Below are 26,485 nucleotides of genomic sequence, written 5' to 3'. Positions count from 1 at the left end.
CTTGACCGACGCGAGTCGGAATGCGTCGTCGAGTACGGGCAGGGCTGGATTCTTGCTGCGCTTTGAACTCATACGCTGACTTACCTCCGGTGGGGGGCGTCACATCCGTTATGGCACCCCGTAGAGGAACACGGTATCCGAAGCGGGAGCCGGGTCGGCTACGGCCACTGTCCAGGTAGGGGCGCGGGAAGACAGCAGGCGGTGGGGTAGGTGGTGAGCTGCTCCTGGACGTGGCGCAACCCGTGGTGGTAGCGCTCAGACATGGCGGTCCGGGTCGGAGAAGGCGAGTCCGTCGGGGGCCAGGGGCGCCGGGCCGGCGCGGGTGCGGGCTCGCTCTCGCCGGGCGGCTGGCGAAGGTCCGAGCCCTGCTCGACCGGCAGAAACCGGCGGCCACCCGACTGGGCGGGCACGGGAGCGTCGGTGGCGGGCCCGGAGAAGGCGGGCAGCGAGAGGCTGCGACGGGAGGTCATGATTTCCCAGCCTGGCAGCTCGGGGTCACCAGGCGGGGCCGGTGCACCCGCCCCAACCCTGCCCCAGCACATCGCAAAGCGCTCCCACCAGGCGAAACGGGGTGGGACGGTCTGAGGACAGTCCCACCCCGGCGCCCCCCGAGCGCAGCGTCAGGCGGTGGCCTTGAGGTCGCAGGTGTATAGATGGGCGGTGGGGCAGGCCGGGCAGCCGCGCACATCGACCAGGTCGGCGACCGCGTCGAAAAGCCCCTGTGCGCGCTCGGCGGAGCCGACGTGGTTGCCCAGCAGGGTGAGCCCGAAGTCGTCCTCCCTGCGGGTGCGGGGAGCGGCAACCGGGTTGCCTGTCGGGCCGGCGGCGATGGGGTCGTCTTCGCGCGGGCGGAGGCTGGCCGCGGTGGGTGAGGTCGATCGGGACGCCGTCCCAGCTTTCCCTCTGCAGGAGGGCACCCGGCCGCGGCGACACGTGCGTGCCTGGTTCTTCCCGCCGGGGCGGGGGTCGGCCGGTCTTCGGTGGCAACACCGACGCCCGCGGGAAGTTCCCCGGTCGAGCGGGGGTCGGCTGCTGCCTGGCGCCCGTGTCCAGCGCCATGGCGCTACCGTTGGCGGGACATCCAGAACCGCTCCACCCGCAGGCCGAGTCCCAGGAAAGACGACCATCCGGTACGACAGCATCTACCCGATATGACCGAATCAACGAATCATGCACGGAACCAGCTTCCCGGGCCGTAGAGTCGCTGGTCAGAGAGTCTGCTCCCCGCGCCTGCGGGGGTGATCCCACCGCCTGCACCACCGGCCGGTACTGCTCGTACTGCTCCCCGCGCCTGCGGGGGTGATCCTACTGCCGGAAACTGCCAGCGGCCAGAAGATGACTGCTCCCCGCGCCTGCGGGGGTGATCCCCAGGACGCGGATCCGGACCGGGTGCCCGAGGGCTGCTCCCCGCGCCTGCGGGGGTGATCCCTGGAGCGCACCACAGACCTGCTGGAGGCCGATCTGCTCCCCGCGCCTGCGGGGGTGATCCCGCCTCCCGGCCGGCGAGCGGCCGGGACGGCGACTGCTCCCCGCGCCTGCGGGGGTGATCCCCGGGCCTCGACCCACTGCTGTGAGCGGTCGTCCTGCTCCCCGCGCCTGCGGGGGTGATCCCACCTCGCGTGTCAGTACGCCCACGTTCTCCCCCTGCTCCCCGCGCCTGCGGGGGTGATCCCAGCACTGGCCGCTACCTTCCGGACGCACGGTCCTGCTCCCCGCGCCTGCGGGGGTGATCCCCGCACCCACCCCCTCGCTCAGCCCGGCCAGGTCTGCTCCCCGCGCCTGCGGGGGTGATCCCACCCTGTTGAGTTCTCAAAGGTCGAGCACTGCCTGCTCCCCGCGCCTGCGGGGGTGATCCCGGTCCGGGGCCGGCATCTGTTGCTGCCGGCCCCTGCTCCCCGCGCCTGCGGGGGTGATCCCTGTGCTCCTAAAGCCGGTGTCGCAGGTTCGAACTGCTCCCCGCGCCTGCGGGGGTGATCCCGAAGTAGCCGCTCCCGTGGTGGGCGACTACCACTGCTCCCCGCGCCTGCGGGGGTGATCCCCGCCCGCGCCGCCGACCGCTCAGCCCCAAGCGCTGCTCCCCGCGCCTGCGGGGGTGATCCCCATTGCGCCCCTCCAGTGAGCCTTAAGCGCAGCTGCTCCCCGCGCCTGCGGGGGTGATCCCAGCACCTCGACATCGGAGGGCTTGGTCGCCAGCTGCTCCCCGCGCCTGCGGGGGTGATCCCACGGCCGGGCGCTGGCGACGGTGAGCCGCCACTCCGTTGTCCCCGGGTCCCCGAGGACGCGATTCACTTCGACGCCCCGGTCGAGTGACCGACACCAGGACCGCGAACAGGCCCGCTTGCCAGGTCGCCGTTGTCCGGTTCCCGAGGATCTCGTCCGGCGGCGTCCACATCGCCCCGCCCCGGACCGGCCGGGAGACGACGGGCACGGTGCTGAGCAGGATGCCGCCGCGGCGAGCGCCGGCCGAGGGCGAGGCCGACGCCCCTCCCCGCACCGGAAGCTGACGCCGTCTCTACCGCACCGGCCGCAGCGGCTAAAGGGCCCGGGGCCCTGCGCTGCTACGACCCGTCCCACCTGCGGATCGATCGAATTGTGACGCGGACACGTCCATTTGCTGCGGGGGTATTTCGTCTTCGTGTCCAAATGCCCTGATCTCTGGTGCCACGTGTCGCTCGCACACAGACTGGCCTCTGCACGGTCGTGCAACCACTCCTTGGATCGGAAGAGTTCCACCCGCATGCCTAGCTCCCCCGGACCCGCTACTCCCCAGCCGCACCCGCCGCATCCGGTGGGGAGGTGGCGTCCGTGCTCCGGTATGTGACACGCAGGGCGGCGGGCTGGCTCCTGGTCATCACCGTGGCCACCAACGCCACGTACTTCCTGGCCAGTTGGTTCCTCGACCCGCGCTCGAACTTCAAGGAGCTGCGCCCGGTCCGCACCGAGGAGCAGATCTCCCGGGCCTTGGCCCCCTACAACCTCGACCCGCACGAGCCGCTGCTCCACCGCTGGTGGGACTGGCTGACCGGTGTGGTCCTGCGCTTCGACTGGGGCCGCTCCCCGGTCGGGGTCCAGGTGAACGGGGAGATCGGCTACCGCTCCCTGGTCAGCGCCGAACTGGTGATCGGCGCGACGGTCCTGTCCGTCGTCGTCGGTGTTTCGCTCGCCGTCCACACCGCTTCGCGCCAGTACGGCTGGCGGGACCGGGCCGCCCAGGCCCTGTCCATGGCGCTCTTCAACGTCCCGGTGTCGATCGCCGCCCTCGCCCTGGTGTTCCTCGCCATCCGACTGAACGAACAGGCGGGTTGGCACTTCCTGTACGTCGCAGGGGAGAAGTCGCCCGACGTGGAAGGGTTCTGGGCGACGATCGGTGACCGGCTGGCGCACCTGATCCTGCCGACGCTGACACTCACCCTGACGGGGTACGTGGGCTACCACCTCACCCAGCGCTCCCTGCTGCTGGACGTCATCGGATCCGACTTCGTGCGCACCGCCCGGGCCACCGGGCTCACCCGCGCCCAAGCGATCCGCCGACACGCCCTGCGCACGGCCCTGATCCCCACCGCCCAGTCCGTGGCCTTCAGCATTCCCGCCGCCTTCACCGGCGCGGTCCTCACAGAGACGATCTTCGGCTGGAACGGCATGGGCCAGTACTTCATCCAGACCATCAACAAGAACGACGTGCACGGCACCGTGGCCACCGCCGCCTTCGCCGCCGCCCTGACCGCGGTCGGCGCGATCCTCGCTGACATCACCACCGTTCTCCTCGACCCGAGGGTGCGGGTCAGCTGAGATGGGCACCCCTATGAATCCCGACGCGACCTCCGAAAGCATCCTCGCCACCGCCACCACCACCACGGCCCCCGCCACCGGGGCTGCCCCCGGGCCGACCGCCGACCCGCCGCCCACCGAGCACGACGGGCGCTACCTGGGACGGCACCGCCTCTACCTCCGCCGCTTCCTGCGCAACCGAATCGCCGTCGCCGGCGTCGTGATCTTCCTGCTGCTCGTGCTGTTCAGCGCGTTCGGCGACCTGTTCACCCCGCACGGCTACGCGGACGCCGACTTCTCGGCCCTGACCCAGGCCCCCGGTGCCGAGCACTGGTTCGGCACCAACCAGGGCGGCAACGACATCTACGCCGCCGCCGTGCACGGCCTCCAGCGCTCGCTGACGATCGCGGTGAGCGTGTCCCTGCTGACCGTCGCCATCTCCGCGGTCGTGGGCGCGGGCGCCGCCTACTTCGGCGGCCGGGTGGAGAAGGCCACCCTCGCCCTCATCCACTTCCTGCTGATCGTGCCCTCCTTCCTCATCCTCGCCCTGGTCTCGCACCGGCTGGCCGGCGACTGGCGGGTCCTCATCCTCGTCCTGACGGTGTTCGGCTGGATGTCCACCGCCCGCGTGGTCTGGTCGGTGTCGACGTCCCTGCGCGAGCGCGACTACGTGCTCGCCGCGGAGTTCATGGGCGTGCGCCCCCTGCGCATCGTCGTGCGCCACATCATCCCCAACCTGGGCTCCCTGCTCATCGTCAACCTCACCCTGGGCGTGGTCTCCACCGTGCTCAGCGAGACCGCCCTGTCCTTCCTCGGCTTCGGCGTGCAGACCCCCGACGTGTCACTGGGCACGATGCTCGCCGACGGCGCGGGCACCATCACCAGCGCCCCCTGGCTCTTCGCCTTCCCCGCCGGGCTGACCGTGCTCCTCACCGTCTCGATGACCTTCGTCGGCGACGGCCTGCGCGACGCCCTCGACCCCACATCCACCGGCGCGGCAGGAGGCCGACGATGACCCTCGCACCCGCCCGCCCCACCGGCCCCGCGGCCGGGCCCACCGAGCCCGCACCCGTCCTGTCCGTACGCGACCTGCGTGTCTCCTTCCCCTCCGAGGCCGGACCGGTGGAGGCCGTACGCGGCATCGACTTCGACCTCCTGCCCGGGCGTACCCTCGGCATCGTCGGCGAGTCCGGCTCCGGCAAGTCCGCCACCGCCCTCGCCGTCATGGGCCTGCTCCCGCCCACCGCACACCTCAGCGGCCGGATCCTGCTGGGCGGCCGCGACCTGGCGGCGATGGACGACCGGGAGATCTCCCGGGTGCGCGGCAAGGACATCGGCATGGTCTTCCAGGACCCGATGTCCGCGCTCACGCCCATCTTCAGCGTCGGCCGGCTGCTCTCCCAGGCCCTGCGCGTGCACCGGGAGCTGTCCACGAAGGACGCCTGGGAGCAGGCGGTGGAACTGCTCGACCTGGTCGGCATCCCCGACCCGCGCGAACGCGCCAAGTCGTTCCCGCACGAGTTCTCCGGCGGTATGCGCCAACGCGTCGTCATCGCCCTCGCCATCGCCAACAAACCCTCGGTCCTCGTCGCCGACGAGCCCACCACGGCGCTCGACGTCACCGTCCAGGCCCAGATCCTCGACGTGCTGCGCCTGGCCCAGCGCGAGACCGGCGCAGCTCTCGTCCTGATCACCCATGACCTGGGCGTGGTGGCCGGCCACGCCGACGACGTCGCCGTCATGTACGCCGGACGGATCGTCGAGCACGCGGGCGTCGACGAGCTCTTCCGCCGGCCCACGATGCCCTACACCGCCCGTCTGCTGGCCAGCGTCCCCACCGTGGACAGCGGCGTCCACCGGCCCCTGATCCCGGTCGGCGGCGAGCCGCCCTCGCTGGCCGCCCTGCCCGCCGGATGCCCCTTCGCGCCCCGCTGCGCGGTGGCCCAGGACGTGTGCCGCACCACCGAACCGGACCTGACCGCACCGGACCTGACCACACCGGACCTGACCACACCGGACCTGACCGCACCGGCCGGGCAGCCCGGACGGGTCGCCTGCCACCGCGCGCAGGAGATCGCCGACGGAAGCCTCGACCCGGCCGCGGGCGCCGTGCCCGTGCCTGCGGCCCGCGACGGGGAGCGGACCGCCGGCGACGTGGTCCTGCGCGTCGAGGAGCTGGTCAAGACGTTCCCCGTCACCAGGGGAGCCGTCCTCAGGCGCCGGGTGGGGACCCTGCACGCGGTCAACCACGTCAGCTTCGAACTGCGCGCCGGCGAAACCCTGGGCCTGGTCGGGGAGTCCGGCAGCGGCAAGACCACCACGCTGCGCGAGGTCCTGCGACTGCGCGCCCCCGAGGGCGGCCGCATCGAGGTGGCCGGCACCGACGTCGCCACGCTGCGGTCGGCCGCCCAGGTGCGCGAGCTGCGGCGCGACATCCAGATCGTCCTCCAGGATCCGACGGACGCCCTGGACCCCCGGCTGACCGTCTTCGACCTGCTGGCCGAACCGCTCCGGGCCGCCGGCGCCGACCGGACGGCCGTCCGGGCCCGGGTCACCCGGCTTCTGGACCTGGTGAGCCTGGACCGCGCCATGGGCGACCGCTTCCCCGCCGCCCTGTCCGGCGGCCAGCGCCAGCGCGTCGGCATCGCCCGCGCCCTGGCCCGCGAGCCGAGGCTGCTGGTCCTGGACGAGCCGCTGTCCGCCCTGGACGTCTCCGTGCAGGCCGAGATCATCAACCTGCTCGCCCGACTGAAGCGCGAACTGGGCCTGGCCTACCTCGTGGTGGCGCACGACCTGGCCGTGGTGCGCTACTTCTCCGACCGCATCGCCGTGATGTACCTCGGACACATCGTCGAGTCCGGCGCCACCGAGGAGATCTTCGCCCGGCCCCGGCACCCGTACACGAAGGCCCTGCTGTCGGCGATCCCGCTGCCCGACCCGGAGCGCGAACGCCACCGCGAGCGCATCGTCCTCGCGGGCGAGCAGCCCAGCGCCGCCAGGCTGCCGGAGGGCTGCGTGTTCGTCGACCGCTGCCCGCTCTACCGAGTTTCCGACCAGAGCGTACAGACGCGCTGCCGCACCGAACGGCCGGCCACCGCCGGGACCCCGGACGGCTCCGACCACCAGTACGCCTGCCACGCGGTCTGACACCCGCGCCGCCCCACCCCTTCACACCGATCCCACAAGGACACCCCATGCGTAGGAAGCTCACCCTGCCCCTCGCGCTCGTCGCGGCCGTCGCGGTCGCCGCCACCGCGTGCTCCTCCTCGTCCTCCTCCGGGCCGGACGCCAAGGAGACCGCCAAGGACACGGCCAAGGTCGCGTCCTCGGTCACCGACTACAACCCCCAGCCGTACGAGAACATCAAGGACGGCGGCACCTACACCACCGCGGGCACCTTCGACGAGCAGGGCAACCCCTTCAACGTCAACGGCACCCTGAACACGCTGCGGATCTGGTCCTGGTACAACGCCGACGCCATCACCTACTCGCCCACCGGCGAGGTCCAGTACAACCCGGACTACTACAGCGACGTGAAGGTCTCGGTCGAGGGCGGCGACCAGAAGGTCGTCATCACCCTCAACCCCAAGGCCGTGTTCAACGACGGCACCCCGATCGACTGGCGGGCCATCGAGGCCACCTGGAAGTCCAACAACGGCACGGACAAGGACTACGCGGCCTCCTCCACCGACGGCTACGACCTCATCACGTCCGTCACCCGGGGCGCGGACGACAAGCAGGCGGTCATCGCCTTCAAGGGCGTCAACGCCTCCTGGTCCGCGCTGTTCACCACCTTCCTGCACCCCCAGGCCGCGACCGTCGCCAACTTCAACCAGGCGTACGTCAAGACGGCCCACCCCGAGTGGGGCACCGGACCGTACACCGTGGGCACCTGGGACGCCCAGTCCGGCAACATCACCTTCGTGCGCAACCCCTCCTGGTGGGGCCGGAAGGGCAAGCTCGACAAGCGCGTCTACGTCAACCTGGAGAGCGCCGCCGCGATCAACGCCTTCAAGAACGGCGAGATCGACTACGCCCCCGTCGGGACTGCGGAGAACCTCAAGCAGGTGAGGACCACCAAGGACGCCGAGGTCCGCAGCGGTGGCAGCCCCTTCGAGTACGCGCTGTACCTCAACACCAAGTCCCCGCTGCTCGGCGACGTCCAGGTCCGCAAGGCGGTGCAGGAGAGCATCGACCGCGCACAGATAGCGAAGATCCGGTTCCAGGGCCTCGACTACACCGAACCGCTGCCCGGCTCGGCGGTGCTCTACAGCTTCCAGCAGGGCTACCAGGACAACCTCACCGCCGTGCTGAAGTACGACCCGGAGCAGGCCCGGAAGACCCTGGACGCGGCCGGCTGGGCGCCCGGGGCCGACGGCGTCCGCACCAAGGACGGCCAGGAGCTCGCACTCGGCTACACCCTGCTCGGAGACGACCCCATCGAGAAGGCCGTCGCCGGAGCGTTCACCGCGATGCTCAAGACCGTCGGCGTGAAATTGACCGTCAACAAGGTCTCCGTGAACGAGTTCTCCAAGGTGCTCAGCGACCGCCGCTTCGACCTGTTCATCTCCGGCAACCGCTCGACGGACCCCTTCGGCGCACGGTACCTGTGCGACTTCTACTGCTCGGACCGTGACTCCAACATCACCGGAGCCGGCACCCCCGAGCTGGACAAGGAGATCCGCGCCACCGGAGAGATCGCCGACATCGGCCAGCAGATCGCGGCCGTCAACAAGATCGAGCAGAAGGCCCTCCAGCAGCACGCCCTCCTGCCGCTCTACAGCGGCCCCTCCACCTACGGCCTCCGCAAGGGCCTCGCCAACGTCGGTGCCGCCATCTTCAACAGCCCGCTGCCCGAGACCATCGGCTGGCAGAAGTAGCACCACCGGCGCCCCGCGAGGGGTGAGGCGGAGCCGCCGATCGGGCCGCCGTGCTCGTCGGCGGCCCGCCCCGGCCGCACGCCGGCAGGCTGACGAGGACGGAGCAGCGCGGTGGCTCGGTACAGTGTGGAGCCATGCGGCAGCGAGAGCGCGAACGTGCACTGTGGGACGCCTTCTTCCACATGGACGTCGAGCTGTGGCAGGTGCTGACCCGCAGGCTCCAGCAGGACACCGGGCTGTCCGAGCCGGACTGGCAGGTTCTGGACGCGCTGGGCAACACCGAGGGCCACACCCTGCGCGCGTTCGAACTGGCGAGGACGCTGATGTTCGGCAAGAGCCGGCTCCACCAGCACGTCGGACGCATGGAGCAGCGCGGTCTGGTGGAGCGGGAGCCGGTGCCCGGTGACGCCCGCGCCACGGCGGTGTCCCTCACCCCGCAGGGCCTGTCGGTGTTCCGCCGGGCGCAGGCGTACCGCGCCCGGCACATCCGGGAGGAGCTGATCGGCGCTCTCACCGCGGACGAGGTGGAGCGGCTCATCGCGATCTCCGAGAAGATCCGCGCCCATGTGCGCCGGGACGCGTCGGACTGAGGATCACTCCCAGACGGTGGTGGGGATCTCGGCCCGCAGGACGGGGGCGACCTCGGCGAAGAACCGTTCGAGGTAGCCGCGGGTGACCGCCAGGTCCGTCGTGTAGGTCGAGAAGAACCCTTCCACTCCGACGCCGAACACCTGGTTGCCGAACTTCCGGTGCAGGCCGAGGAGCTTCTCGGTGATCTGCTCGGCGGTACCGACGAGCGCGGATCCGTTCTCGATGAAGTCCTCCAGGGACTCGAACGGGAAGCGGGCGCGATCGCGGTAGTGCTCGGCCACCGAGGCCTCGAACATCGGCCGCGCGATCGCCAGGGCGTCCTGCGAGCGGTCGGTGATGATGGGGGAATGCACGCCCACGCCGACCAGCGCGGTGTCGGGATCGTGGCCGTGGAAGGCGAGCCGCTCGCGGTAGTGGGCGACCAGGTCGAGGTAGTGATCGACGCGGTCCGTGCCGTTGGCCGAGTACAGCGGGTCCCCCCAGCGCGCCGCCAGCTCGGTGGAACGCTTGTTGGTAGCCGAACCGTGCCAGACCCGGGGCGCCGGCTGCTGGAGCGGCCGGGGTTCGAGGGACGCCTCGGTCAGCTTCGGACGGTAGCGGCCCTCCCAGGTGACCTTCTCCTCCCGCCACAGCCGCCGGAGCAGCTCGTACCCCTCCTCCAGCCGGTCCCACAGGTCGGCCGGGTCGATGCCGAAGACGCTCGGCGCGACCGGGTCGCCGCCCTTGCCGATGACCAGGTCGAGCCGTCCTCCGCTGAGGTGGTCGAGCGTGGCGTAGTCCTCGGCGGAGCGGACGGGGTCGGTGAGCGACAGCACCGCGACCGCGGTGACCAGGCGGATCCGGGTCGTCCGGGCGGCGATGTTCGAGAGGATCACCGCAGGTGACGCCGACAGCAGGTCCGGATTGTGCCGCTCGCCGACCCCGAACGCGTCGTACCCCACCCGCTCGGCCCACAGTGCGAGATCGATCAGCTCCGTGAACCGCTCCGTCCGGCTGAGCGGCGGGCTTCCCAGTCCCCTGCTCTTCTTGGGAACCAACGTACTGGCCAGGAATTTCACGAGCACACCCCTCCCCTTGGGTTCACATGTGAACTCTGGGGGAGGCGGTCTCCCCCCGTCAAGACAGCAACTGAACGAGGCCGCCACCGACCACCGTGCCGATCGCGATAATCGGCATCGTGACCCGCCGACTCGCCGACTCGCCGACTCGCCGACTCGCCGACGACACCATCCCTACCTGACGCGCAACCTGACCGTCAGGAACCGGAGACGAAACACCCGACGAGTCTCCGCCCCCGGAGGGCGGCTGACGGAGCATCGGGTGCACCGTCACGGGAAGGGGGGTGCGCTCCGCGTGATGACATGCCCGTGAACGTCCGGGTGTGTCCGGATCGATCAGGAACGGAGAAGCGCGTTTCACGGAGCCACCTCTAGCCTGCTCACCATGGACATCACCATTCACACGACTTCCCTTCCGCACGACGACCCGGACGCGTCGCTCGCCTTCTACCGCGACGTCCTCGGCTTCGAGGTCCGCAGCGATGTCGGGCAGGGCAGGATGCGCTGGATCACGGTCGGCCCGCCCGGCCAGCCGGGCACGTCGATCCTTCTGGCGCCGCCCGCCGCCGATCCCGGCATCACCGAGGACGAGCGCCGCACGATCACCGAGATGATGGCCAAGGGCACCTACGGCTGGATCCTGCTGGCCACGCCGGACCTCAACGCCACGTTCGAGAAGGTGCAGGCCGGTGATACCGAGGTCGTCCAGGAGCCGACCGAGCAGCCGTACGGCATCCGCGACTGCGCGATCCGCGACCCTGCGGGCAACCTGGTCCGCATCCAGGAGCTGCGCTGACCCGTGCGGGCACCGGTGCGGCCGTGCGGGCCGACATCGCGACCACCCGGGCGGAGCGCGGCGGCGCACCGGAGCGGACGTGGGTGCCGTGTCGGTCGCCCACCAGGACCGCGTCCGGGACCTCGGTGAACCGGTCGTGAGCCCGGACTCGTCCCGCCGCTGTCGGGCAGTCGCCCGACCGGCGGCCGGCCGGGTCCGGCGGACCGGTCCACACCGTCGAGCGTCCGGGTGCCCACCGAGGCGGGCACCCGGACGCTCGACGACCTCGATGGAGATGGAAGAGATGCAAGACAAAGGGGAGGCTCCCATGTGCAACGCCGAATGGCGGCGTGCTCGCGTTCAGGCGCAGCGTCTGGCCGATCTCGCGCGGCTGCGCCGCGTCCGCGACCGGATCGACAGGGAATACGCGCAGCCGCTGAACGTGGAGGCGCTCGCCCGCGATGTGAACATGTCCGCCGGGCACCTGAGCCGGCAGTTCCGGGCCGCCTACGGCGAGGCGCCGTACGCGTACCTGATGACGCGTCGCATCGAGCGGGCGGCGGCGCTGCTGCGGCGGGGTGACCTCAGCGTCACCGAGGTCTGCTTCGAGGTCGGCTGCGCGTCGCTGGGGACGTTCACCACCCGCTTCACCGAGCTGGTCGGCATGCCGCCCGGGGCCTTCCGCCGCCAGGCGGCAGAAGCGGCGGATGCGGCGGATACGACGGCCGACCGTGCCGATGCCGCGGGTACGGCCCCCGATGCGGGGTCGGCGATCAACGTGGAGGGGATGCCGGCGTGCGTGGCGAAGCAGGTCTCAAGACCGGTCAGGAATCGAGAAGCCCCGACCGCCCCACAGCCCCTAGCGTGATGGTCATGGCAACCACCGCTTCCACCGCAGCCCACACGTCCCTCGCGTCCGTCACCCTTGAGGTGGCCGACCCCGAGGCCGCCCGCCGCTTCTACCGCGCCTTCGGCGTGGACACGTACATCCACCTGCGGGCGTCCGAGGCGCACTCCACCGGGTTCCGCGGCTTCACCCTGGCGCTCACCGTGTCCGGGCCGGCCACCGTCGACAGCTTCTTCGGCGCCGCCGTGGACGCCGGCGCCACGGTCCTGAAGCCCGCCGCGAAGTCGCTGTGGGGCTACAGCGGCGTCGTCCGGGCCCCGGACGGGACGATCTGGAAGATCGCGACCTCGGCGAAGAAGGACACCGGCCCCGCCACCCGCGAGGTCGACGCGGTCGTCCTGCTGATCGGCGTCGAGGACGTGAAGGCCACCAAGCAGCTCTACACCGGCCGGGGCCTGACCGTGGCCAAGAGCTTCGGCGGCAAGTACGCCGAGTTCGCCCCCGGTCAGTCCAGCCCCGTCACGCTGGCGCTGTACAAGCGCCGCGCCCTTGCCAAGGACCTCGGCGTCCCCGTCGACGGCACCGGCTCGCACCGCATCGTCCTCGGCAGCACCGCCGACGCCTTCACCGACCCGGACGGGTTCGCCTGGGAGGCCACCGCGTCGCTCGCCCCCACGCCGTCCTGAACCCCGGCGCTGTCCTACCGATCGACCGGCGAACACCCGCCGGTGCGACAACCGGGCACCGGCCCGGGCGTCCGGCACGTACACATCCACAGTGCAAGGAGCAAGACATGAAGGCGCACGTCAGCTCGATCCTCCTCGGTGTCCGCGACATGGACCGGGCCAAGCAGTTCTACACCGAGGGACTCGGCTGGAAGATCAAGGACGACTACGGCATCTCGGTGTTCTTCGACTCGGACGGCGCCTCGCCGGTCGGCTTCTACGGTCGCGAGGGTCTGGCCGGGCAGGTGGGCACCGACCCGGAAGGCAGCGGCTTCAGCGGGCTGGTTCTGACCTACGTCGTCCGCAGTGAGGCACGGGTCGACGAGATCATGGCGGAGGCCCAGAAGGCCGGTGCCACGATCCTCAAGCCCGCCGGCGCTCTGCCGTGGGGCGGGTACGGCGGCACCTTCGCCGACCCGGAGGGCTACATCTGGAGCCTCGGCTACAGCGCCCCGGGCCCGGGGGCCGACCAGCCCTACGCCGAGTAACCACGGTCTCCTGGCCTCACAGCCGTCACCGGGACACGGCGACGGTCCCGGTACGGGACGTGGGAGCGGCTGGATCGGAGCCGGGCGGGCGCCGGATCCACGGTGAGCCTGCAGAACGACAGGAGAAGGATCATGAAGTTTCGGGCCCACGTCGAACCACCCGAGCCCATGCGGGGCCTGGAGGTTCCGCCCGAGGTGGTGGCAGCGCTCGGCGGCGGCGCACGGCCGCCAGTGACGATCACGGTCAACGGGCATTCCTGGAAGAGCCGGGTCGCCATCATGCGCGGCCGCCACCTGCTCGGCCTCAGCAACGCCAACCGGCAAGCCGCGGATGTCGCGATCGGCGAGGAGGTCGAGGTCGAGCTGGAACTCGACACCGAACCGCGCGTCGTCGTCGAGCCCCCGGACTTCGTCCGGGCCCTGGACGACGACCCGGTCGCCCGCGCCACGTACGACAACCTTTCCCAGAGCCGCAAGCACGAGCATGTGCGCGCCGTCGAGAGCGCGAAGAAGCCCGAGACGCGCCGGCGGCGCATCGAGAAGGCCATCGCCACCCTGCGGGACTGACCTCCGAGAGCAGCGACTCCGGCGGCACTGCCATCGCCGATCCGGTCACTTCGGCAGATCGGCGGACAGGAAGGGAGCAAGGAGCGCGAACAACACGTCGGGGCGGTCGAGGGGGATGATGTGGCCGCAGTCCTGGAGGTGGTGTCCGACCAGGTCATCGGCGATGGGGCGGAGTTGGCGTTCGAGCCCGGTGCCGACGGGGTGAGAGCCGACGGCCATGGTGGGCATGGTCAGCCGAGCCGTCGCGGCGGCGTCCTGGATCTGCTGCGCGCTGGTGGGCAGGGCCCGGTAGTAGGAGAACGCGCAGCGAAGGGCCTCGCTCCCGGTGTACGCGTGAACGAAGGCCGCACGGATGTCGTCGGGTACTCCTCGTCCGAGCGTCCCCGAGTCGAGGAACCAGTCGATGTACGGGGCCTCGTTGCCGGCCAGGACGGTCTCGGCGAGGCCGGGGACGGCGTGGAAGCCGAACCACCACGGGGGGCCGCCCGCGACGACGTGTTCGGCTCCGGGCAGGCGGCCGAGCAGTGCCTCCATCACGACCAGGCGCCGGACGAGGCCGGGCCGGCGCAGCGCGAGCAGGACGGCGGGGGCGGTGCCCGCGTCGATGCCGACCACCGCTGCCGAGGGCTCGCCGAGTGCGTCGAGCAGCCCTTCGGCGTCGGCGGCCAGGGTGCCTGCGTCGTAACCCTCGACGGCACGTGCACTGGCGCCGAAGCCTCGCAGGTCCGGGGCGATGACCCGGTGCCGCCCGGCCAGTCGGCCCATGATGCCGCTCCAGAGCTGCCAGGTGTGCGGGAAGCCGTGCAGCAGGAGGACCGCGGGTCCGTCCCCGGCGACTGCGACGTTGAGTTGAACGCCGTTCGTCGCGATGCGGCGCAGGTGGTGCGCGGTGGTGACGGGCATGACGGCTCCTCCGACTGGTTACCATTGGTGACCACAGAACGATAGGTAACTGTCCGGCTGCTTCCTAGACGGCACTTTCAGGGAAGGTGGTGAGCCACAGGTGACCACCCCAGGAGCCGGGGCCACCGGTCGTGGGGTACACGGCGATCTGTTCGATCCCCACTGCCCGACGCGGCAGTTGCTGGACCGCATCGGCACGAAGTGGACGTCCATGGCCGTCAAGACGCTCGCCGATGCCGCACCGGACGAGGTGCGCTTCGCAGAGCTGAGACGCCGGATGCCCGGCGTCTCGCAGAAGATGCTGTCCGTGACGCTGCGAAGCCTGACCCGCGACGGGCTGGTGTCGCGTCGGGTCGAACCGACCGTACCGCCGCGGGTCTTCTACCGACTCACCGGACTCGGGCTGTCCCTGGAAGCCGCGCTTGCAGGGCTGCGGACCTGGGCGGAGGAGCACATGGCCGAGATCGACCGCGCCAACCAAGCCGTCGACCAGGAGGTCGACGAGGGGTAGGCGGGCCGGTTCCGCGCCCGGTACGGGTTGGCTCGGGTACTCGATGCGGCCGGCGTCGCCGCCCCGCCACCACGTAGGAGACGGAGGGGATGTCGCCGGCGCGCGGTGGTTGGTGACGAAGGAGCCGGCGATCGACGTCGTCCCCTGTCAATCCTTCCGTGCCTCCGGGAGAACGAGATCTGCTCCCCTGAATGACACAGATCCTCTGGGGGCCGATGTCCGTCCGGTCGACGTGGCCATCCTCGAAGAGTTGGGGATGGAGGTTTGCCACCTCCTCCCCTTCGATTCTTTCGATCGGGTGCTGATCACTTTCCGGCCAACACACTGTGCGGGTGATAGGGAATTCGTAGCCCGACGACCGCCCCCTCCCCTGCCATCCGTCAAGATCACTTGGCAGAGCAGTGCCGTCTGGCGCCGCCCGTGATCGCCAGGACAACGCCCGGCTAGCACGACAGGACGGGCGACTCCGGCTTCGCACCGGCCGCGCTCAGCCTGGCGAAGCCCTTCAGCCCGGGGGAGAACGCCAGGGTGGCCTGGACGGTGGCCCGCACGGCGGTGGCCTGGTCGAAGCCAGTCGAGTTGTACGGGACGGCGCCGCGCTGCTCCGGAGCAGCGGCGCAGCGCAGCTGGCGCGGCTCCAGCCACTTGAAGGCCCGGTATCCGCCGCTGGAGCCGACGGTGAACAGGGTGTGGGATGCCCGGCCCGTGGTCACGGCGTTGGGCTCGGTGGCGCCAGGGGACACGAAACCGCCGTCCGGGCGCTGCTGGTTGACCAGCCATCCCATGGCGTACCCGGAGGAGCCCGCGCCGTTTCCGGCGTTGAAGCCCTGGATGCCGAGCGCGGTGGCGTCGGGGTCGCCGGCGCAGGTGGTCGGGCCGAAGGCAGCGGGGTAACCGCCGGTCGGGCACTGGCCGGCGCTCAGGAAGCTGCGGGCGCTCTGCGGGATACCCGCCGCAGTGCGCGAGAGGGCGATCAGCGCGAACGACTGGCTGGCGACGTCGCTACGGTCGCCCGACTGGGAGCGGTCGGCGAAGCGGCCGTTCGGGGCCAGCATCGAGAGGAGCCGGGCGACGAGGTCGACGCCGCCGAAGTTCGTCGGGTCCAGCCCGCGGACCTGGGCGAGCAGCAGCAGCTTCGCGGTGGGGCCCGCGTAGGCCTCGGTGGTGCCGTCGCCGAGGTAGTCGGCGAGGATGTCGGGGCGGGCCAGCCAGGCGGTGGCGCGGGCTCCGGCGTCGTCAGCGGTGGCCGCGGCCGCGAAGGCCAGCACGGCGTCGACGGTGAGGTCCTGGTCGGGGCGGACGGTACCGGCGACGACCCTCTCGAAGTGGTCGCCGTCCACGAGTTGCCGGGCCAGCCAGCCGGCCGAGACCTCGCGCGGCAGGAGGGTGGTGACCAGGGCCGGCGAACCACCGCCCGCGGCGGGGACGGCGGTTGCGGGGGCGATAGAGAGCGGCAGAAGGACGGCGGCCAGCGCCGGTGTCGCGAGCAGGCGAACGAGCCGGTGGCGCGGGGGCATGGGGTGCCTTTCCGGGCCCGGGCACGGGAGGTCCGCCGGGCGAGGCGCGGTCCCGGGAACCCCGGTCCCGCGGACCACGACGGGAGGAGGGGACGACACACCCCGTCGACGGGCCCCGGCCCCGCCGCCGACCGGGGGCCGACAGCCCTACCCATACGGGCCGGCGCCGGGTGCGGGGCGGACTCCCCCGTCGGCGGAATCGTCATGTGACGGTCCATCATGTCCACGTCGGGGCAAGGGGGTCAAGACTCCTCCGTGTCCGGATGGGGCCGGCTCCAAGGGGTTCCTCCGCAGGCGACCGCACGGCGCCGAACGGCTGGGCGGCCACCCACGGCGCACCGTTCCGAGCACCGTGCCAAGCGCAGCCGCCCGCTGTCCTCCCCGCGCGGGCGGGGGTCGGGTCGGGTGCCGGTATCGGCATCTCCCGGACGAGGTTCGAGTAGGTCCTCCCCGCGCGGGACGGGGGCCAGCCTGTAGCGCGCCTGGTAGACGGTTTCGTGGGCCACGCGCATCTCCGGCCGCTCCGGGGAACTGCACCCGCAGAGCCCGGCCTGTCTGCTCCGGACTCCGCCGTTCGTCCAGCATCACCCGGACGGTGTCCGTAGCTCCGGAGGGGAGCGACCTCGCGGCCCTCAGCGCTCGCGGAGCCGGGAGTCGGTACGGGGGCGCAGCGCGGCCGCGAGGGCTGACGACGCCGTGGCCGCGCCGAGTGCGGTGACGGCGATGGTCGACCAGGGCATGGCCACCGGGATGCCCTCCGGCCAGAGTTGGCTTCCGGCGACCAGCCAGCCGCCGAGGACGCCGATGAGCATGGCCAGGCCGGTGATGACCGCAGCCTGGATGGCGAGGATCCGCCGCTGGACCCGGCCCCGGAAGCCGATGACCCGCAGCAGCAGCATGCGCGGGCGGATCTCCTGGGCGGCGCCGCCGACGGCCGTCATCGCCGACACCAGGGCGATGGCCGCGCCGATGGTGAGGGTGACCGACCAGCGCGCGGGAACGGGCGGCTCATATCCCCGCTCGACGTGGAGGTCGGAGGTCGGCACGCCGAGCGGCTCCACGGCCCGGCCGAGCCGTTCCTCCAGGTCGGCCGGCGGGTTCTCGGTCAACGTGGCCCGGTAGCTGACGGTGAACGGCACCAGTCCGGCGGCACGGGCCGTAGCGCTGCTCAGCAGGGCCCCCGCCTGGGAGAGCGTGACCTTGTCCACGGGGTCGGCCCGGACCGGGTCCACCGGAACGGGCGGGGAGGCCGTGCCGCCGGGGCCCGGTGGCACCGTCAGTGCCACCGGGGCCGATCCGGCCGGGACGGCCCGGTCGAGCAGGAGCACCTTCGCCCCGCCGAGTGCCTGCCACTCGCGGGAGGTCGGGGCCCGGCCGGTGAGGTCCCGGAACTGTTCCGGGGTGTCCACCACCTGGACGCTTCCACTGGGCACGCCGCCGGTCACGAGCCGGGCGGACGGCACCGAGAGCCGGTTGCCCCCGGCCGTGGGGCAGGCGCCGACGGGGACGGCGGTCCGGATCTCCTCCAGCGGTGCGTCCGGGCCGACCACGTCGCGGACGGCGGACAGCACCGCCTCCGACGGCTCCGTGTTGCGCAGCGGCAGTTCGACCTGGTTCAGGTGTGCCGGTGCAGGCCGACGCAGGTCCGGCGGCGACGCCCACCCTGCTGGTGCCGCTGATTCGGACACTACTGGTCGTTCCAGATTGCTGTCCGGAGCCGCCGTAGGCGGATCATGCTGCAGGGCCACTCGCGCGCCAACCGCACCCGCCCCGGCTCCGAGCACCACCTGCCCGTGGCGCACGCGCTGCGTCGCCGCGACGCGGCAGACATCAGGGCATCGCCACGCATTTCTTACCAACTGGCTCGCCAGTAGCTACATTTGACTCATGACCCTGCGAAGCCCGGACCCGTTGGCGGGAGTGGCGTCGACGACGGCATCGGGTGAGCGGCTGGTGTTCGTGCCGAGGAGGATCCAGGAGCTGGGCCTCGCGCTCGGCGGCGGCGTCATGGTCCCGTTGTGGATCGCGGCCCCCATCCTGCTGCCGGTTCTGCTGGTCGCAGCGCTCACCGGTTCCGGACTCCTCTGGGCCGGCCTCTGGGCCGGCCTGGGGCTCGCGGTCGTGGCCGTGATCGCGCTCGCCACGGCCATGGTGTTCGTGTCGGCGGCCACGATGGTGCGGTGGATCGAGTTCCGCTCCCAGGGGGACGCGGCCCGCGTCGTGATCGCGCGTCTCCTTCGCTCCTCGACCGTTTCCGCAGCCGGCCTCCGGCGCGTCGTCGTCATCGAGCGGCTCAGGCTGGGGCGACGAAAGTCGATTGCCGTGGTCCTGCACACCCGCGAAGGGGCGGCAGTGAAGTGCGAACCGGCGTTCCGGGCCCCGCTGTGCGAGGTCCGCACGGAGGCACTGATCGACTGGCTGACCGTCCGACTCGGTCCGACCTCGGTGGCGGTGGAGCATCGGACGGAGGTCGACCGGGAATTCCCGTACCCCGACGAATGGTGGACGGGCTCGGACCTGGCCGCCCTGTGGCACGTGCCTGTCAGCGCGGTCGACGAGCTGGCCGCCGGGCACGGCGTCCGCAGCCACCGGTACACGCCCCGGGCCGGCGCGATGTACTCCGCGCCCGAGGCGGTGACGGTCTACCACCCCGGTCGGGCCCACGAAGTCGCCGGGGCACTCCGCGCGGATCGCGAGACCGGCCCGGAGACGAACGGGACTCCGCACCCGCCGGACCAGCCGCCGGACCAGCCGCCCGACCACCGCTGACTTCCGCACGGCGAGCAGGTCTCCGAACCGGACAACGTCCAGGGGCGCTGACGCCCCCCGGCCGTCCTGGCTGTACGGGTGGTTCGCTCGGCACCGCGCCCCTCCAGCAGGTCGGCGACGACCTCGTCCACCGTCGTCGGCAGCGCGCCGCTCTCCCCCGTCACGGCGACGGTCCCCGTCTCGACTGCCGTGACCTGCTGACCGTACGGACTCTCCGACGGAGCCGGAGGGCGGCGACGGGCGCCGACCGGGGTGGCGCCCGTCGCCGCTGCGGGTCAGTCGAGCATGGGCCGGAGGTGCATCCCGGTGTAGAGGAGGAGCACGGCGATGCCGGACGCGAAGAGCAGGTCCGTCGCGTGGGCCGGGTCCGCAGTGCCGGCCAGCGAGGGGAGTGAGGCCAACAGGACCCCGCCCACCACCACCGCGTGTACTGTCTGGGCCACCGGCCGCCGGGCAAGGTCCTGGAGCCCGTCCTCCTCCGTGGCGAAGCCGATGGTGACCACGAACGACAGGACGAGCACGACGGCCAGGGCCAGTGCTGGAGCGTCGGCGCTTGTCAGACCCCAGTCGTGGTCGAGGTAGCGCGACATGTCGGTGGCGTAGTGCACGCGCCCGCCCAACTCCGGTGCGGAGGGCGCCCAGAGCACCTCGACCTTGGTGTCGGGCTCCGGTTCCTCGGGGGTGTACGCGCCCTCGGCCCGGACGGTGCCGCCGCCGGGCAGGGCCAGCGTCAGCTTCGAGAAGTAGCCGACCACGTCGCCGTCGCTGACGTTCTCGCTGATGCCGTCCGCCTGGATCACCGTCGCGGTGGAGACCGAGGCTCCGGCGCGGACCACCGAGCGGACGGTCTCGGACTCGTACGCCTGGGCGAACCCGGCCAACGCGGCGCAGGCCACGGGAAGCAGCAGCCAGACCGCCACCTGCCGGGAGTACACCCACCACTTGCTGTCGAAGTCGAACGGCTCGCGTGACGAGAACCGGGAGCTGAACCGCCTGCGCGGCGCGTCCTTGATCAGGGAGACGGACCGGCGGCGGGTCGCCGCCCGTGACAGCCACCCGTGGTTGTCGTCCGACCACCAGAGCCAGAGTGCGGCGACCCTGAGCCAGAGCAGTCCGAATGCGATCCAGGCGGCCGTCGTCAACCCGCCCACCGGCAGGGCGACTCCCCCGGGCAGCCCGGCGGTCCAGAGAACCACGGTGGCCATCGCGGCGTACGAGAGCGCGGACACTATTCGAACAAGCCAGGTCAACACGACGTCTCTCCCCCGGATGATCAACAGTCGGGGCGAGTATCCCAGCCACCCCGGACGAGGGGGTAAGGGGGTCGTGGCCGAGGGGTCGCCTGTATCAGCGGTCCGACTGCCGGGCGGGACGGCCCCTACTCCGGCACCGTTCCAGCAGCTCAGCGGCCGTCGGACACCGGAGCAGGCCCTCTGTGGTCGGGATGGTCCCACCACTTCCCCCGGCAACGGTCCATGGGGCGGCGGTGGTAGGACCGGCGCGGCACCGGGAACTCATCGCTCAGCACGCCGTCTCCGGTCGCAGGCTCCGTACCGGCGCCGTCGACGATGCCGGTCGGTTGCCCGGCCGGGCTGCGCGGGCCGAGCCGGGACTCGCTGTCGAGGTACGGGCGGTACACACGCACAGGCCGGTGCGGGCGTTGCCTCCTCGGCCGCGCGGCTGACGTGCTCCCAGGCAGCCCGGCTGTCCATCCGCTGCGTTGAGTTCACTGTCCGAGTCGGATCGGCAGAGCAGCGGGGAGCGAGCACTCGCCGGGACCGGTGCGAGGGCGGCCTCCGGCCGGCTCGTCGGTGGCGTGCCCGGGGCCGGACGAGCCGCTCCGGGCATCACGAAGGAGCGCGTCACGGCCACGCCGGGGCGGGCCTCGGCGCGGTCGGCGGTTCAGCCCGTCAGGGTGGCGAGCCAGTCGGTCAGCAGACGGTTGACCTCCTCGGGGCGTTCCTGCTGGACCCAGTGGCCGCAGCCGTCCAGGAGGTGGGAGGCAGTCAGGCCGGGGAGGGTGGTGGGGAAGGCGGCGATCGCGTCGGACATCCAGGTGGTGGAGGCGTCCAGGGCGCCGCCGATGAACAGGGACGGCCGGGTGACCGGGGCTCCGCGGTGGGGGGCGAGGTCCTCCCAGTCGCGGTCCATGGTGCGGTAGCGATTGAGGGCGCCGGTCAGGCCGGTCCGCTCGAACTCCCCGGCGTAGACGTCGAGGTCGTCCTCGGTCAGCCAGGCCGGCAGGGCGCCGGCGGGGAAGCGGTCGCGCAGCCGGCCGCCGCGGGTGACGAAGTGCGGGTCGGGCTCGCCCCGGGCGGGCATGGTGTCGGCGGACAGGGCCGCGTAGAAGCCGGCGAGCCAGCCCCGGACATCGGGCTCGATCTCCGCCTCGGCGCGGCCGGGCTCCTGGAAGTAGGAGACGTAGAACTCCTGCCCGGGGCCGCCGATCCGGTCGAACACCTCGGTGGGGCGGGGCCCGCCGGGCGGCGCGTAGGGGACGCTCAGCAGGCCGACCGCGCGGAACACCTCGGGGTGGAGCAGGGCGGAGGCGGCGGCGATGCTGGAGCCCCAGTCGTGGCCGACGACCACCGCGTTCTCCTCCCCGAGGGCCCGCACGACGGCCACGTTGTCCTCCACGAGGTCGAGCATCCGGTAGGCGTCGGTCGCCGCAGGCTTGGAGGAGCGGCCGTAGCCGCGTACGTCGATCGCCACCGCCCGGTAGCCGGCTGCGGCGAGGGCCGGTAGCTGGCGGCGCCAGGAGTACCAGGACTCGGGGAAGCCGTGCACGAGCAGGACCAACGGGCCGGTGCCCTGCTCGACCAGGTGCAGGCGCCCGGCCGGGGCCTCGACGATGCGGTGGCTCGGGGCGGCGGACGGCTCGGACTGCATGGGGAGTTCTCCTCGGTTCGCCGGTGGTCGCGGGTGGTCGCGGGTGGTCTCGGGTGGTCGCGGGTACCCGTCGATCATGCGGCGCGGCGACCGCCCGAGGCGATCGGCGTTGCCGTTCTGGCAAACTCGCAGGACAGGGGGACGGTCGCCAGGTTCGTTCGGGAGGTGCAGCGGCGGTGGCAGATGACAACGTGGCCGGGACACTGGCGACGATGGGGCCCCGCCTGCGGGCCGTACGCGAGCGCCGCGGCGCCACGCTCACCGAAGTCAGCTGCGCGACCGGCATCTCGCCGAGCACGCTGTCGCGGATCGAGACCGGCCGGCGCAAGCCCACCCTGGAGGTGGTACTGCTGCTGGCGAAGGAGTACGGCGTCTCCCTGGACGAGCTGGCCGGCACCGCCCCTGCCGCCGCCCCTGCGGCCGAACGCCGAGCCCGAGCCTCGGTGCCGCTGAGTCTCGGCGACGACAAGGCAGTCCTGCCGCTGACCCGCTACGTCGGCGGACTGCACGCCCACAAGCACGTCCTGCCCTCCGTCGACGGCCGGCCGGTGCGACCACGACAGGTCTCCCACGAGGGCTACGAGTGGCTGTGCGTCCTGTACGGGCGGCTGTGGCTCGCGCTCGGCGAACAGGACCTCGTCCTGACCGCCGGGGACGTCGCCGAGTTCGACACCCGCACCCCCCACGGGGTCGCGAACGCGGGCTCGGGCGGGCCGGTCGAGTACCTGATCATGTTCGGGCCCCAGGGCGAACGCCTGCGACCGCGTACCCCGCCCGCCACCGGCCGCGGGGCCCGGTAGTCAGCGGGGCTGTCGAGGGACGATCGGCGGCGCAAACGGCGCCCGGACGGTTTCGGTGGCCAGGTCCCGCAGCCAGGTGTGGGCGCGGTCGTCGTCGTAGCGCTGGTGCCACAGCAGGTACAGGGGAACCTCGGGCAGCGGGAGTGGCGGCGGCAGCGTGACCAGGCCGAGCCCCTCCCGGGCTGCGCGGGTGATCGCGTCGGGGAGGGTGACGACCAGGTCGGTGTCGAGGGCGAGCTGCAGCGCGAACGCGGCGGTGGGCCCGGCGGCGACGACGCGTCGTCCGAGGCCGCGGGCCGTCAGGGCGTCGTCGATCGGGTCGCGCAGGCTACCGCGTCGCGAAACGGTGAGGTGTTCGGCTGCCGCGTAGCGCTCGACGTCCAGCGGCCCCTCGCTGAGGGGGTGGCCCGGGCGGACGGCGACCACCAGCCGGTCGGTGCCGACAAGGCGGTGCCGGATGTCGGGGAGCGTCGGAGCGCCGGAGCTCGATTCGAGGTCGACCTCGCCCCGGCGCAGCTCGGTGTCGTCCGTCCCGGGTTCGGCCGACAGACGCAGCCGGACGCCGGGGGCCCGGCGGCGGACGGCGGTGAGCAGAGCGGTGCCGCAGGCGGCGGTCAGGGCGTCGTGCCAGCGCACGGTGAACACCCGGTCCAGCGCTGCCAGGTCGAGTTCCTGCTGCGCGGAGAGGAGGTGGTGGGCCTGCTGTACGAGGGCGTGGACCTGGGCGCGCATGGCCAGCGCGCGGGTGGTGGGAACCATGCTGCGGCCGGTGCGGACCAGGATCTGGTCTCCGGTGGTCTTGCGGATGCGGCCCAGGGAGCGGCTCATCGCCGGTGCGGTGACGTGGAGTCGGGCTGCGGCGCCGGCGACACTGCCCTCTTCCAGCAGTGCGTCAAGAGCGGTGAGCAGGTTCAGATCCAATTGCATGTCAGTAATTCTACAAGTGAATAGCATGCACTTGTTGTTAATGACCGGGAGTCATACCTTCGAAGTGCAGGCGCGAGACCGACCGCCCGCACACATCGAACCCGGGGAGCCCGCCATGAGCACCGCCATGCCTTTCGCCACCGACACGACGCTCCTGCCCGAGGTGACCGCCGCGGTGAGGACCGCAGGTCTCACCCTGCGCGGGCGCCACACCCCGCACGCCCGGGGTGTGAGCCTGGACGAGGTCGTCGCCGAGATCCACGCCAACGACGACGCGGTGCTGGACGTGCTGCGGGAGCCGCTGCTGCGGGCCCGGCCCGGATCGCAGTGGGCGGAGGACGAACTGGCCGGCGGCGCGCTCCCGCCCGGGGAGTGGTGGGTCGTCGACCCCGCCGAGGGCAACATCAACCACGTCCACGGCATGGACGACTGGTCCGTGACCGCCACCCTGGTCCGCGACAACCGGCCGGTGCTCACCGTCGTCCACCTGCCGCTGACCGGCGACACCTACACCGCCGTGGCCGGCGGGGGTGCGCACCTCAACGGCCGGCCGCTGCAGGTGTCCGCCAAGACCGACCTGGGCGCCGCGCTCGTCGGCACCGGCCAGGCCAGGCCCGGCGAGGACGAGCGCACCTTCCGGCGGATCGGCGACTCGGTCACCGCCATGCTCATCAACGGTCTGGTCGTGCGCGTGTCCGTTCCCGCCACCATGCAGCTGATCCACGTCGCGGCCGGACGCACGGACGCCTTCTGGCAGTTCTCCGACGTCCGCTCCGGGCTGGTCGCCGGTGCCCTGCTGGTCGCCGAGGCCGGAGGCACCGTCACCGACCTGGCGGGCGAGCCCTGGACCACGGGCAGCCGCGACTTCCTGGCCTCCGCCCCCGGTATCCACACCGCCGCCCTCGACGTCCTGTCCCCGATCGTCTGACCGGACACCCTCCGCCCCGCCCGCCTCACACCACAAGGAGCATCACCTCATGACCAGCATCGGCATCCTGGGCGCCGGCCGCGTCGGCGCCAACCTCGCCGGCAGGCTCTCCGCAGCCGGACACCGTGTCACCCTCGGAGTCCGGAATCCGGGAGAGGCCGCGGCCCTTGCCACCGGCAGCGCCCCGCGGACGGCCTTCGCCGACCAGCGCACCGCCGCCCGCACCGCGGACATCGTGATCAACGCGACGCCCGGCCACACCTCGCTGGACCGCTTGGCCGGCCTGCGCACCGAGCTCGCCGGAAAGCTCCTCGTCGATGTCTCCAACGCCACCCGCGACGCGGATGACGGCCTGCCCGGCGACCTGTGCTACCCCGGCAGCAGCCTCGCCGAGCAACTCCAGGCCGCGCTCCCCGACACCCGCGTGGTGAAGACCCTCAACACCATGCTGTTCATGGTCATGACCGCTCCCGAGAGCCTGGCCACCCCGCCGACCGCCTATCTCTCGGGCGATGACGAGAACGCGAAGAGGACCGTCACCGGCCTGCTCGGCGACCTGGGCTGGCAGCCCGCATGGATCGAGGACCTCGGCGGCATCGCCACGGCCCGCGCCACCGAGGCCATGATCCTCGTGGTTCCCCACGTCCTGCGCCGACACGGCTTCAAGCCGTTCGCCGTCTCCCTGGCCCGCTGACCCGTCGGGACCGGTTTCGGAGCGGCGCCGGTAGCGGGCCCGTGCGAGGCGGCCGGGAGTGCGATCCGGGCACGGACGGCGGTGCGCCGGATGAGGCGGTCGGCGGGTACGAAAGCCCGGTACCGGCGCGGCGATGAGTTTTCCGGCTCCGACAGGTCTACATCTCGACCGGGACGACCAACTCATCGGGAGTACGGATATGGGCCTCATCCACATCGAGCTGTTCACGACCCTCGACCTCGTCGGGCAGGCACCCGGCGGCCCCGACGAGGACCCCGAGGGGTTCCCGTTCGGCGGCTGGCAGGCACCCCTGCTCGACGAGGTCACCGGAGCGCAGATCCTGGCCGCGTACGAGGGCACGGACGCCCTGCTGCTCGGCCGGCGGACGTACGACATCTTCGCCGCCCACTGGCCGCACCAGGAGGGCGGCGAGATCGCCGAGCTGTTCAACAGCATCCCGAAGTACGTGGCCTCCCGCGGCAGGCCCGACCTCCCGTGGGCCGGGTCCACGCAGCTCGGCCCGGACCTGGCCGGAGCGGTGCGCGAGGTCCGTGACCGGCACGAGCACGTGAAGGTCGTCGGGAGCCTGGACCTGGTGCAGACCCTCCTGCGCGAGAAGCTCTTCGACCGCCTCGACCTCTGGGTGCACCCGATCGTGCTCGGCGTCGGCAAGAAGGTGTTCGACGGCGGCGCGGTCCCCACGAACGTCACGCTCCTCGAACCCCCGGTGGCCGGCCCGCAGGGCACCGTGTACCTGCGCTACGGGCTCGCCGACGGCACACCCGCGACGGGCGACATGAGCAGGCCCGACCGCGGTCTCGGGCACGACGACGACAACGGCCGGTGAT

Annotated in this window: 24 protein-coding genes and 1 CRISPR repeat array; of the genes, 16 read left to right on the top strand and 8 right to left on the bottom strand. The window is 71.9% G+C overall.

The window, feature by feature from the left end; all coding sequences use genetic code 11:
* Positions 1-158 precede the first annotated feature (158 nt).
* A complete protein-coding gene (locus tag PUR61_RS17510; RefSeq protein WP_329879791.1) occupies positions 159-470 on the bottom strand; it encodes a hypothetical protein in 312 nt (103 codons plus the stop codon).
* A gap of 747 nt (positions 471-1,217) precedes the next feature.
* A CRISPR array of direct repeats spans positions 1,218-2,222; the repeat unit is 29 nt; unit sequence CTGCTCCCCGCGCCTGCGGGGGTGATCCC.
* Between the two features lie 583 nt (positions 2,223-2,805).
* Between PUR61_RS17510 and PUR61_RS17505 the strand changes: the two genes are divergently transcribed.
* The 5 genes from PUR61_RS17505 to PUR61_RS17485 all read left to right on the top strand — a co-directional run bounded on the left by PUR61_RS17505 (position 2,806) and on the right by PUR61_RS17485 (position 9,238).
* Positions 2,806-3,789, top strand: coding sequence for an ABC transporter permease (locus tag PUR61_RS17505; RefSeq protein ID WP_329879790.1), 984 nt, complete (start codon positions 2,806-2,808; stop codon positions 3,787-3,789).
* Positions 3,790-3,802: 13 nt separating this feature from the next.
* Entirely contained in the window at positions 3,803-4,783 is a 981-nt protein-coding gene (locus PUR61_RS17500; RefSeq protein WP_329879789.1) for an ABC transporter permease, read from the top strand.
* The gene (locus PUR61_RS17495) at positions 4,780-6,915 is read left to right on the top strand and encodes an ABC transporter ATP-binding protein (protein WP_329879788.1); all 2,136 of its coding nucleotides are present in this window, start codon (positions 4,780-4,782) and stop codon (positions 6,913-6,915) included. Before PUR61_RS17500 ends, PUR61_RS17495 begins: the two co-directional genes overlap by 4 nt.
* 47 nt (positions 6,916-6,962) lie before the next feature.
* Positions 6,963-8,648, top strand: coding sequence for an ABC transporter family substrate-binding protein (locus PUR61_RS17490; protein WP_329879787.1), 1,686 nt, complete (start codon positions 6,963-6,965; stop codon positions 8,646-8,648).
* Positions 8,649-8,782: 134 nt separating this feature from the next.
* Positions 8,783-9,238, top strand: coding sequence for a MarR family winged helix-turn-helix transcriptional regulator (locus tag PUR61_RS17485; RefSeq protein ID WP_329879786.1), 456 nt, complete (start codon positions 8,783-8,785; stop codon positions 9,236-9,238).
* 3 nt (positions 9,239-9,241) lie between these two features.
* On the opposite strand, the gene PUR61_RS17480 is transcribed toward PUR61_RS17485, so the two are convergent.
* Complete coding sequence (locus tag PUR61_RS17480; protein WP_329879785.1) at positions 9,242-10,303, bottom strand: LLM class flavin-dependent oxidoreductase; 1,062 nt, start codon at positions 10,301-10,303, stop codon at positions 9,242-9,244.
* A 379-nt stretch (positions 10,304-10,682) separates the two neighbouring features.
* Here PUR61_RS17480 and PUR61_RS17475 point away from each other — a divergent pair, with 379 nt between their 5' ends.
* The 5 genes from PUR61_RS17475 to PUR61_RS17455 all read left to right on the top strand — a co-directional run bounded on the left by PUR61_RS17475 (position 10,683) and on the right by PUR61_RS17455 (position 13,699).
* On the top strand, positions 10,683-11,093 hold the full coding sequence (locus PUR61_RS17475; protein WP_329879784.1) for a VOC family protein: 411 nt from the start codon (positions 10,683-10,685) through the stop codon (positions 11,091-11,093).
* 307 nt (positions 11,094-11,400) lie between these two features.
* Positions 11,401-11,940, top strand: a complete 540-nt coding sequence (locus PUR61_RS17470; protein WP_329879783.1) for a helix-turn-helix transcriptional regulator — start codon at positions 11,401-11,403, stop codon at positions 11,938-11,940.
* Positions 11,940-12,605, top strand: a complete 666-nt coding sequence (locus PUR61_RS17465) for a glyoxalase (protein WP_443035185.1) — start codon at positions 11,940-11,942, stop codon at positions 12,603-12,605. Before PUR61_RS17470 ends, PUR61_RS17465 begins: the two co-directional genes overlap by 1 nt.
* A 107-nt stretch (positions 12,606-12,712) precedes the next feature.
* Positions 12,713-13,132, top strand: coding sequence for a VOC family protein (locus PUR61_RS17460; RefSeq protein WP_329879781.1), 420 nt, complete (start codon positions 12,713-12,715; stop codon positions 13,130-13,132).
* A gap of 132 nt (positions 13,133-13,264) precedes the next feature.
* A complete protein-coding gene (locus tag PUR61_RS17455; protein ID WP_329879780.1) occupies positions 13,265-13,699 on the top strand; it encodes a YdeI/OmpD-associated family protein in 435 nt (144 codons plus the stop codon).
* Positions 13,700-13,744: 45 nt separating this feature from the next.
* Here PUR61_RS17455 and PUR61_RS17450 read toward each other — a convergent pair whose 3' ends face one another.
* The gene (locus PUR61_RS17450) at positions 13,745-14,602 is read right to left on the bottom strand and encodes an alpha/beta fold hydrolase (protein WP_329879779.1); all 858 of its coding nucleotides are present in this window, start codon (positions 14,600-14,602) and stop codon (positions 13,745-13,747) included.
* Positions 14,603-14,702: 100 nt separating this feature from the next.
* Between PUR61_RS17450 and PUR61_RS17445 the strand changes: the two genes are divergently transcribed.
* Positions 14,703-15,113 (top strand): winged helix-turn-helix transcriptional regulator, encoded by a 411-nt coding sequence (locus PUR61_RS17445; RefSeq protein WP_329879778.1) that lies wholly within the window; start codon positions 14,703-14,705, stop codon positions 15,111-15,113.
* A gap of 443 nt (positions 15,114-15,556) precedes the next feature.
* Here PUR61_RS17445 and PUR61_RS17440 read toward each other — a convergent pair whose 3' ends face one another.
* Both PUR61_RS17440 and PUR61_RS17435 read right to left on the bottom strand, forming a co-directional pair.
* The gene (locus tag PUR61_RS17440) at positions 15,557-16,630 is read right to left on the bottom strand and encodes a peptidase (protein ID WP_329879777.1); all 1,074 of its coding nucleotides are present in this window, start codon (positions 16,628-16,630) and stop codon (positions 15,557-15,559) included.
* 632 nt (positions 16,631-17,262) lie between these two features.
* A complete protein-coding gene (locus tag PUR61_RS17435; protein WP_329879776.1) occupies positions 17,263-18,318 on the bottom strand; it encodes an FtsX-like permease family protein in 1,056 nt (351 codons plus the stop codon).
* Between the two features lie 199 nt (positions 18,319-18,517).
* Between PUR61_RS17435 and PUR61_RS17430 the strand changes: the two genes are divergently transcribed.
* A complete protein-coding gene (locus PUR61_RS17430; protein WP_329879775.1) occupies positions 18,518-19,399 on the top strand; it encodes a hypothetical protein in 882 nt (293 codons plus the stop codon).
* 275 nt (positions 19,400-19,674) lie between these two features.
* On the opposite strand, the gene PUR61_RS17425 is transcribed toward PUR61_RS17430, so the two are convergent.
* Positions 19,675-20,604 (bottom strand): hypothetical protein, encoded by a 930-nt coding sequence (locus tag PUR61_RS17425; protein WP_329879774.1) that lies wholly within the window; start codon positions 20,602-20,604, stop codon positions 19,675-19,677.
* Between the two features lie 697 nt (positions 20,605-21,301).
* Positions 21,302-22,288: an alpha/beta fold hydrolase gene (locus tag PUR61_RS17420; protein ID WP_329879773.1), complete on the bottom strand. Its 987-nt coding sequence runs from the start codon at positions 22,286-22,288 to the stop codon at positions 21,302-21,304.
* Positions 22,289-22,464: 176 nt separating this feature from the next.
* On the opposite strand from PUR61_RS17420, the gene PUR61_RS17415 reads away from it, so the two are divergent.
* Entirely contained in the window at positions 22,465-23,088 is a 624-nt protein-coding gene (locus tag PUR61_RS17415) for a helix-turn-helix domain-containing protein (RefSeq protein WP_329879772.1), read from the top strand.
* Here PUR61_RS17415 and PUR61_RS17410 read toward each other — a convergent pair whose 3' ends face one another.
* Complete coding sequence (locus PUR61_RS17410; RefSeq protein ID WP_329879771.1) at positions 23,089-24,015, bottom strand: LysR family transcriptional regulator; 927 nt, start codon at positions 24,013-24,015, stop codon at positions 23,089-23,091.
* 115 nt (positions 24,016-24,130) lie between these two features.
* Between PUR61_RS17410 and PUR61_RS17405 the strand changes: the two genes are divergently transcribed.
* From PUR61_RS17405 to PUR61_RS17395, 3 genes are all read left to right on the top strand, one after another.
* Positions 24,131-24,943, top strand: coding sequence for an inositol monophosphatase family protein (locus PUR61_RS17405; RefSeq protein WP_329879770.1), 813 nt, complete (start codon positions 24,131-24,133; stop codon positions 24,941-24,943).
* A 49-nt stretch (positions 24,944-24,992) separates the two neighbouring features.
* Positions 24,993-25,637, top strand: coding sequence for an NADPH-dependent F420 reductase (locus PUR61_RS17400; RefSeq protein WP_329879769.1), 645 nt, complete (start codon positions 24,993-24,995; stop codon positions 25,635-25,637).
* A 199-nt stretch (positions 25,638-25,836) separates the two neighbouring features.
* Entirely contained in the window at positions 25,837-26,484 is a 648-nt protein-coding gene (locus tag PUR61_RS17395; RefSeq protein ID WP_329879768.1) for a dihydrofolate reductase family protein, read from the top strand.
* Position 26,485 lies beyond the last annotated feature (1 nt).

The sequence above is a fragment of the Streptomyces sp. BE20 genome, assembly GCF_036322525.1.
Classification (GTDB): Bacteria; Actinomycetota; Actinomycetes; order Streptomycetales; family Streptomycetaceae; genus Kitasatospora.
Note: the sequence above shows the minus strand (reverse complement) of the source record. Positions and strands in the feature narration are given on the sequence as shown.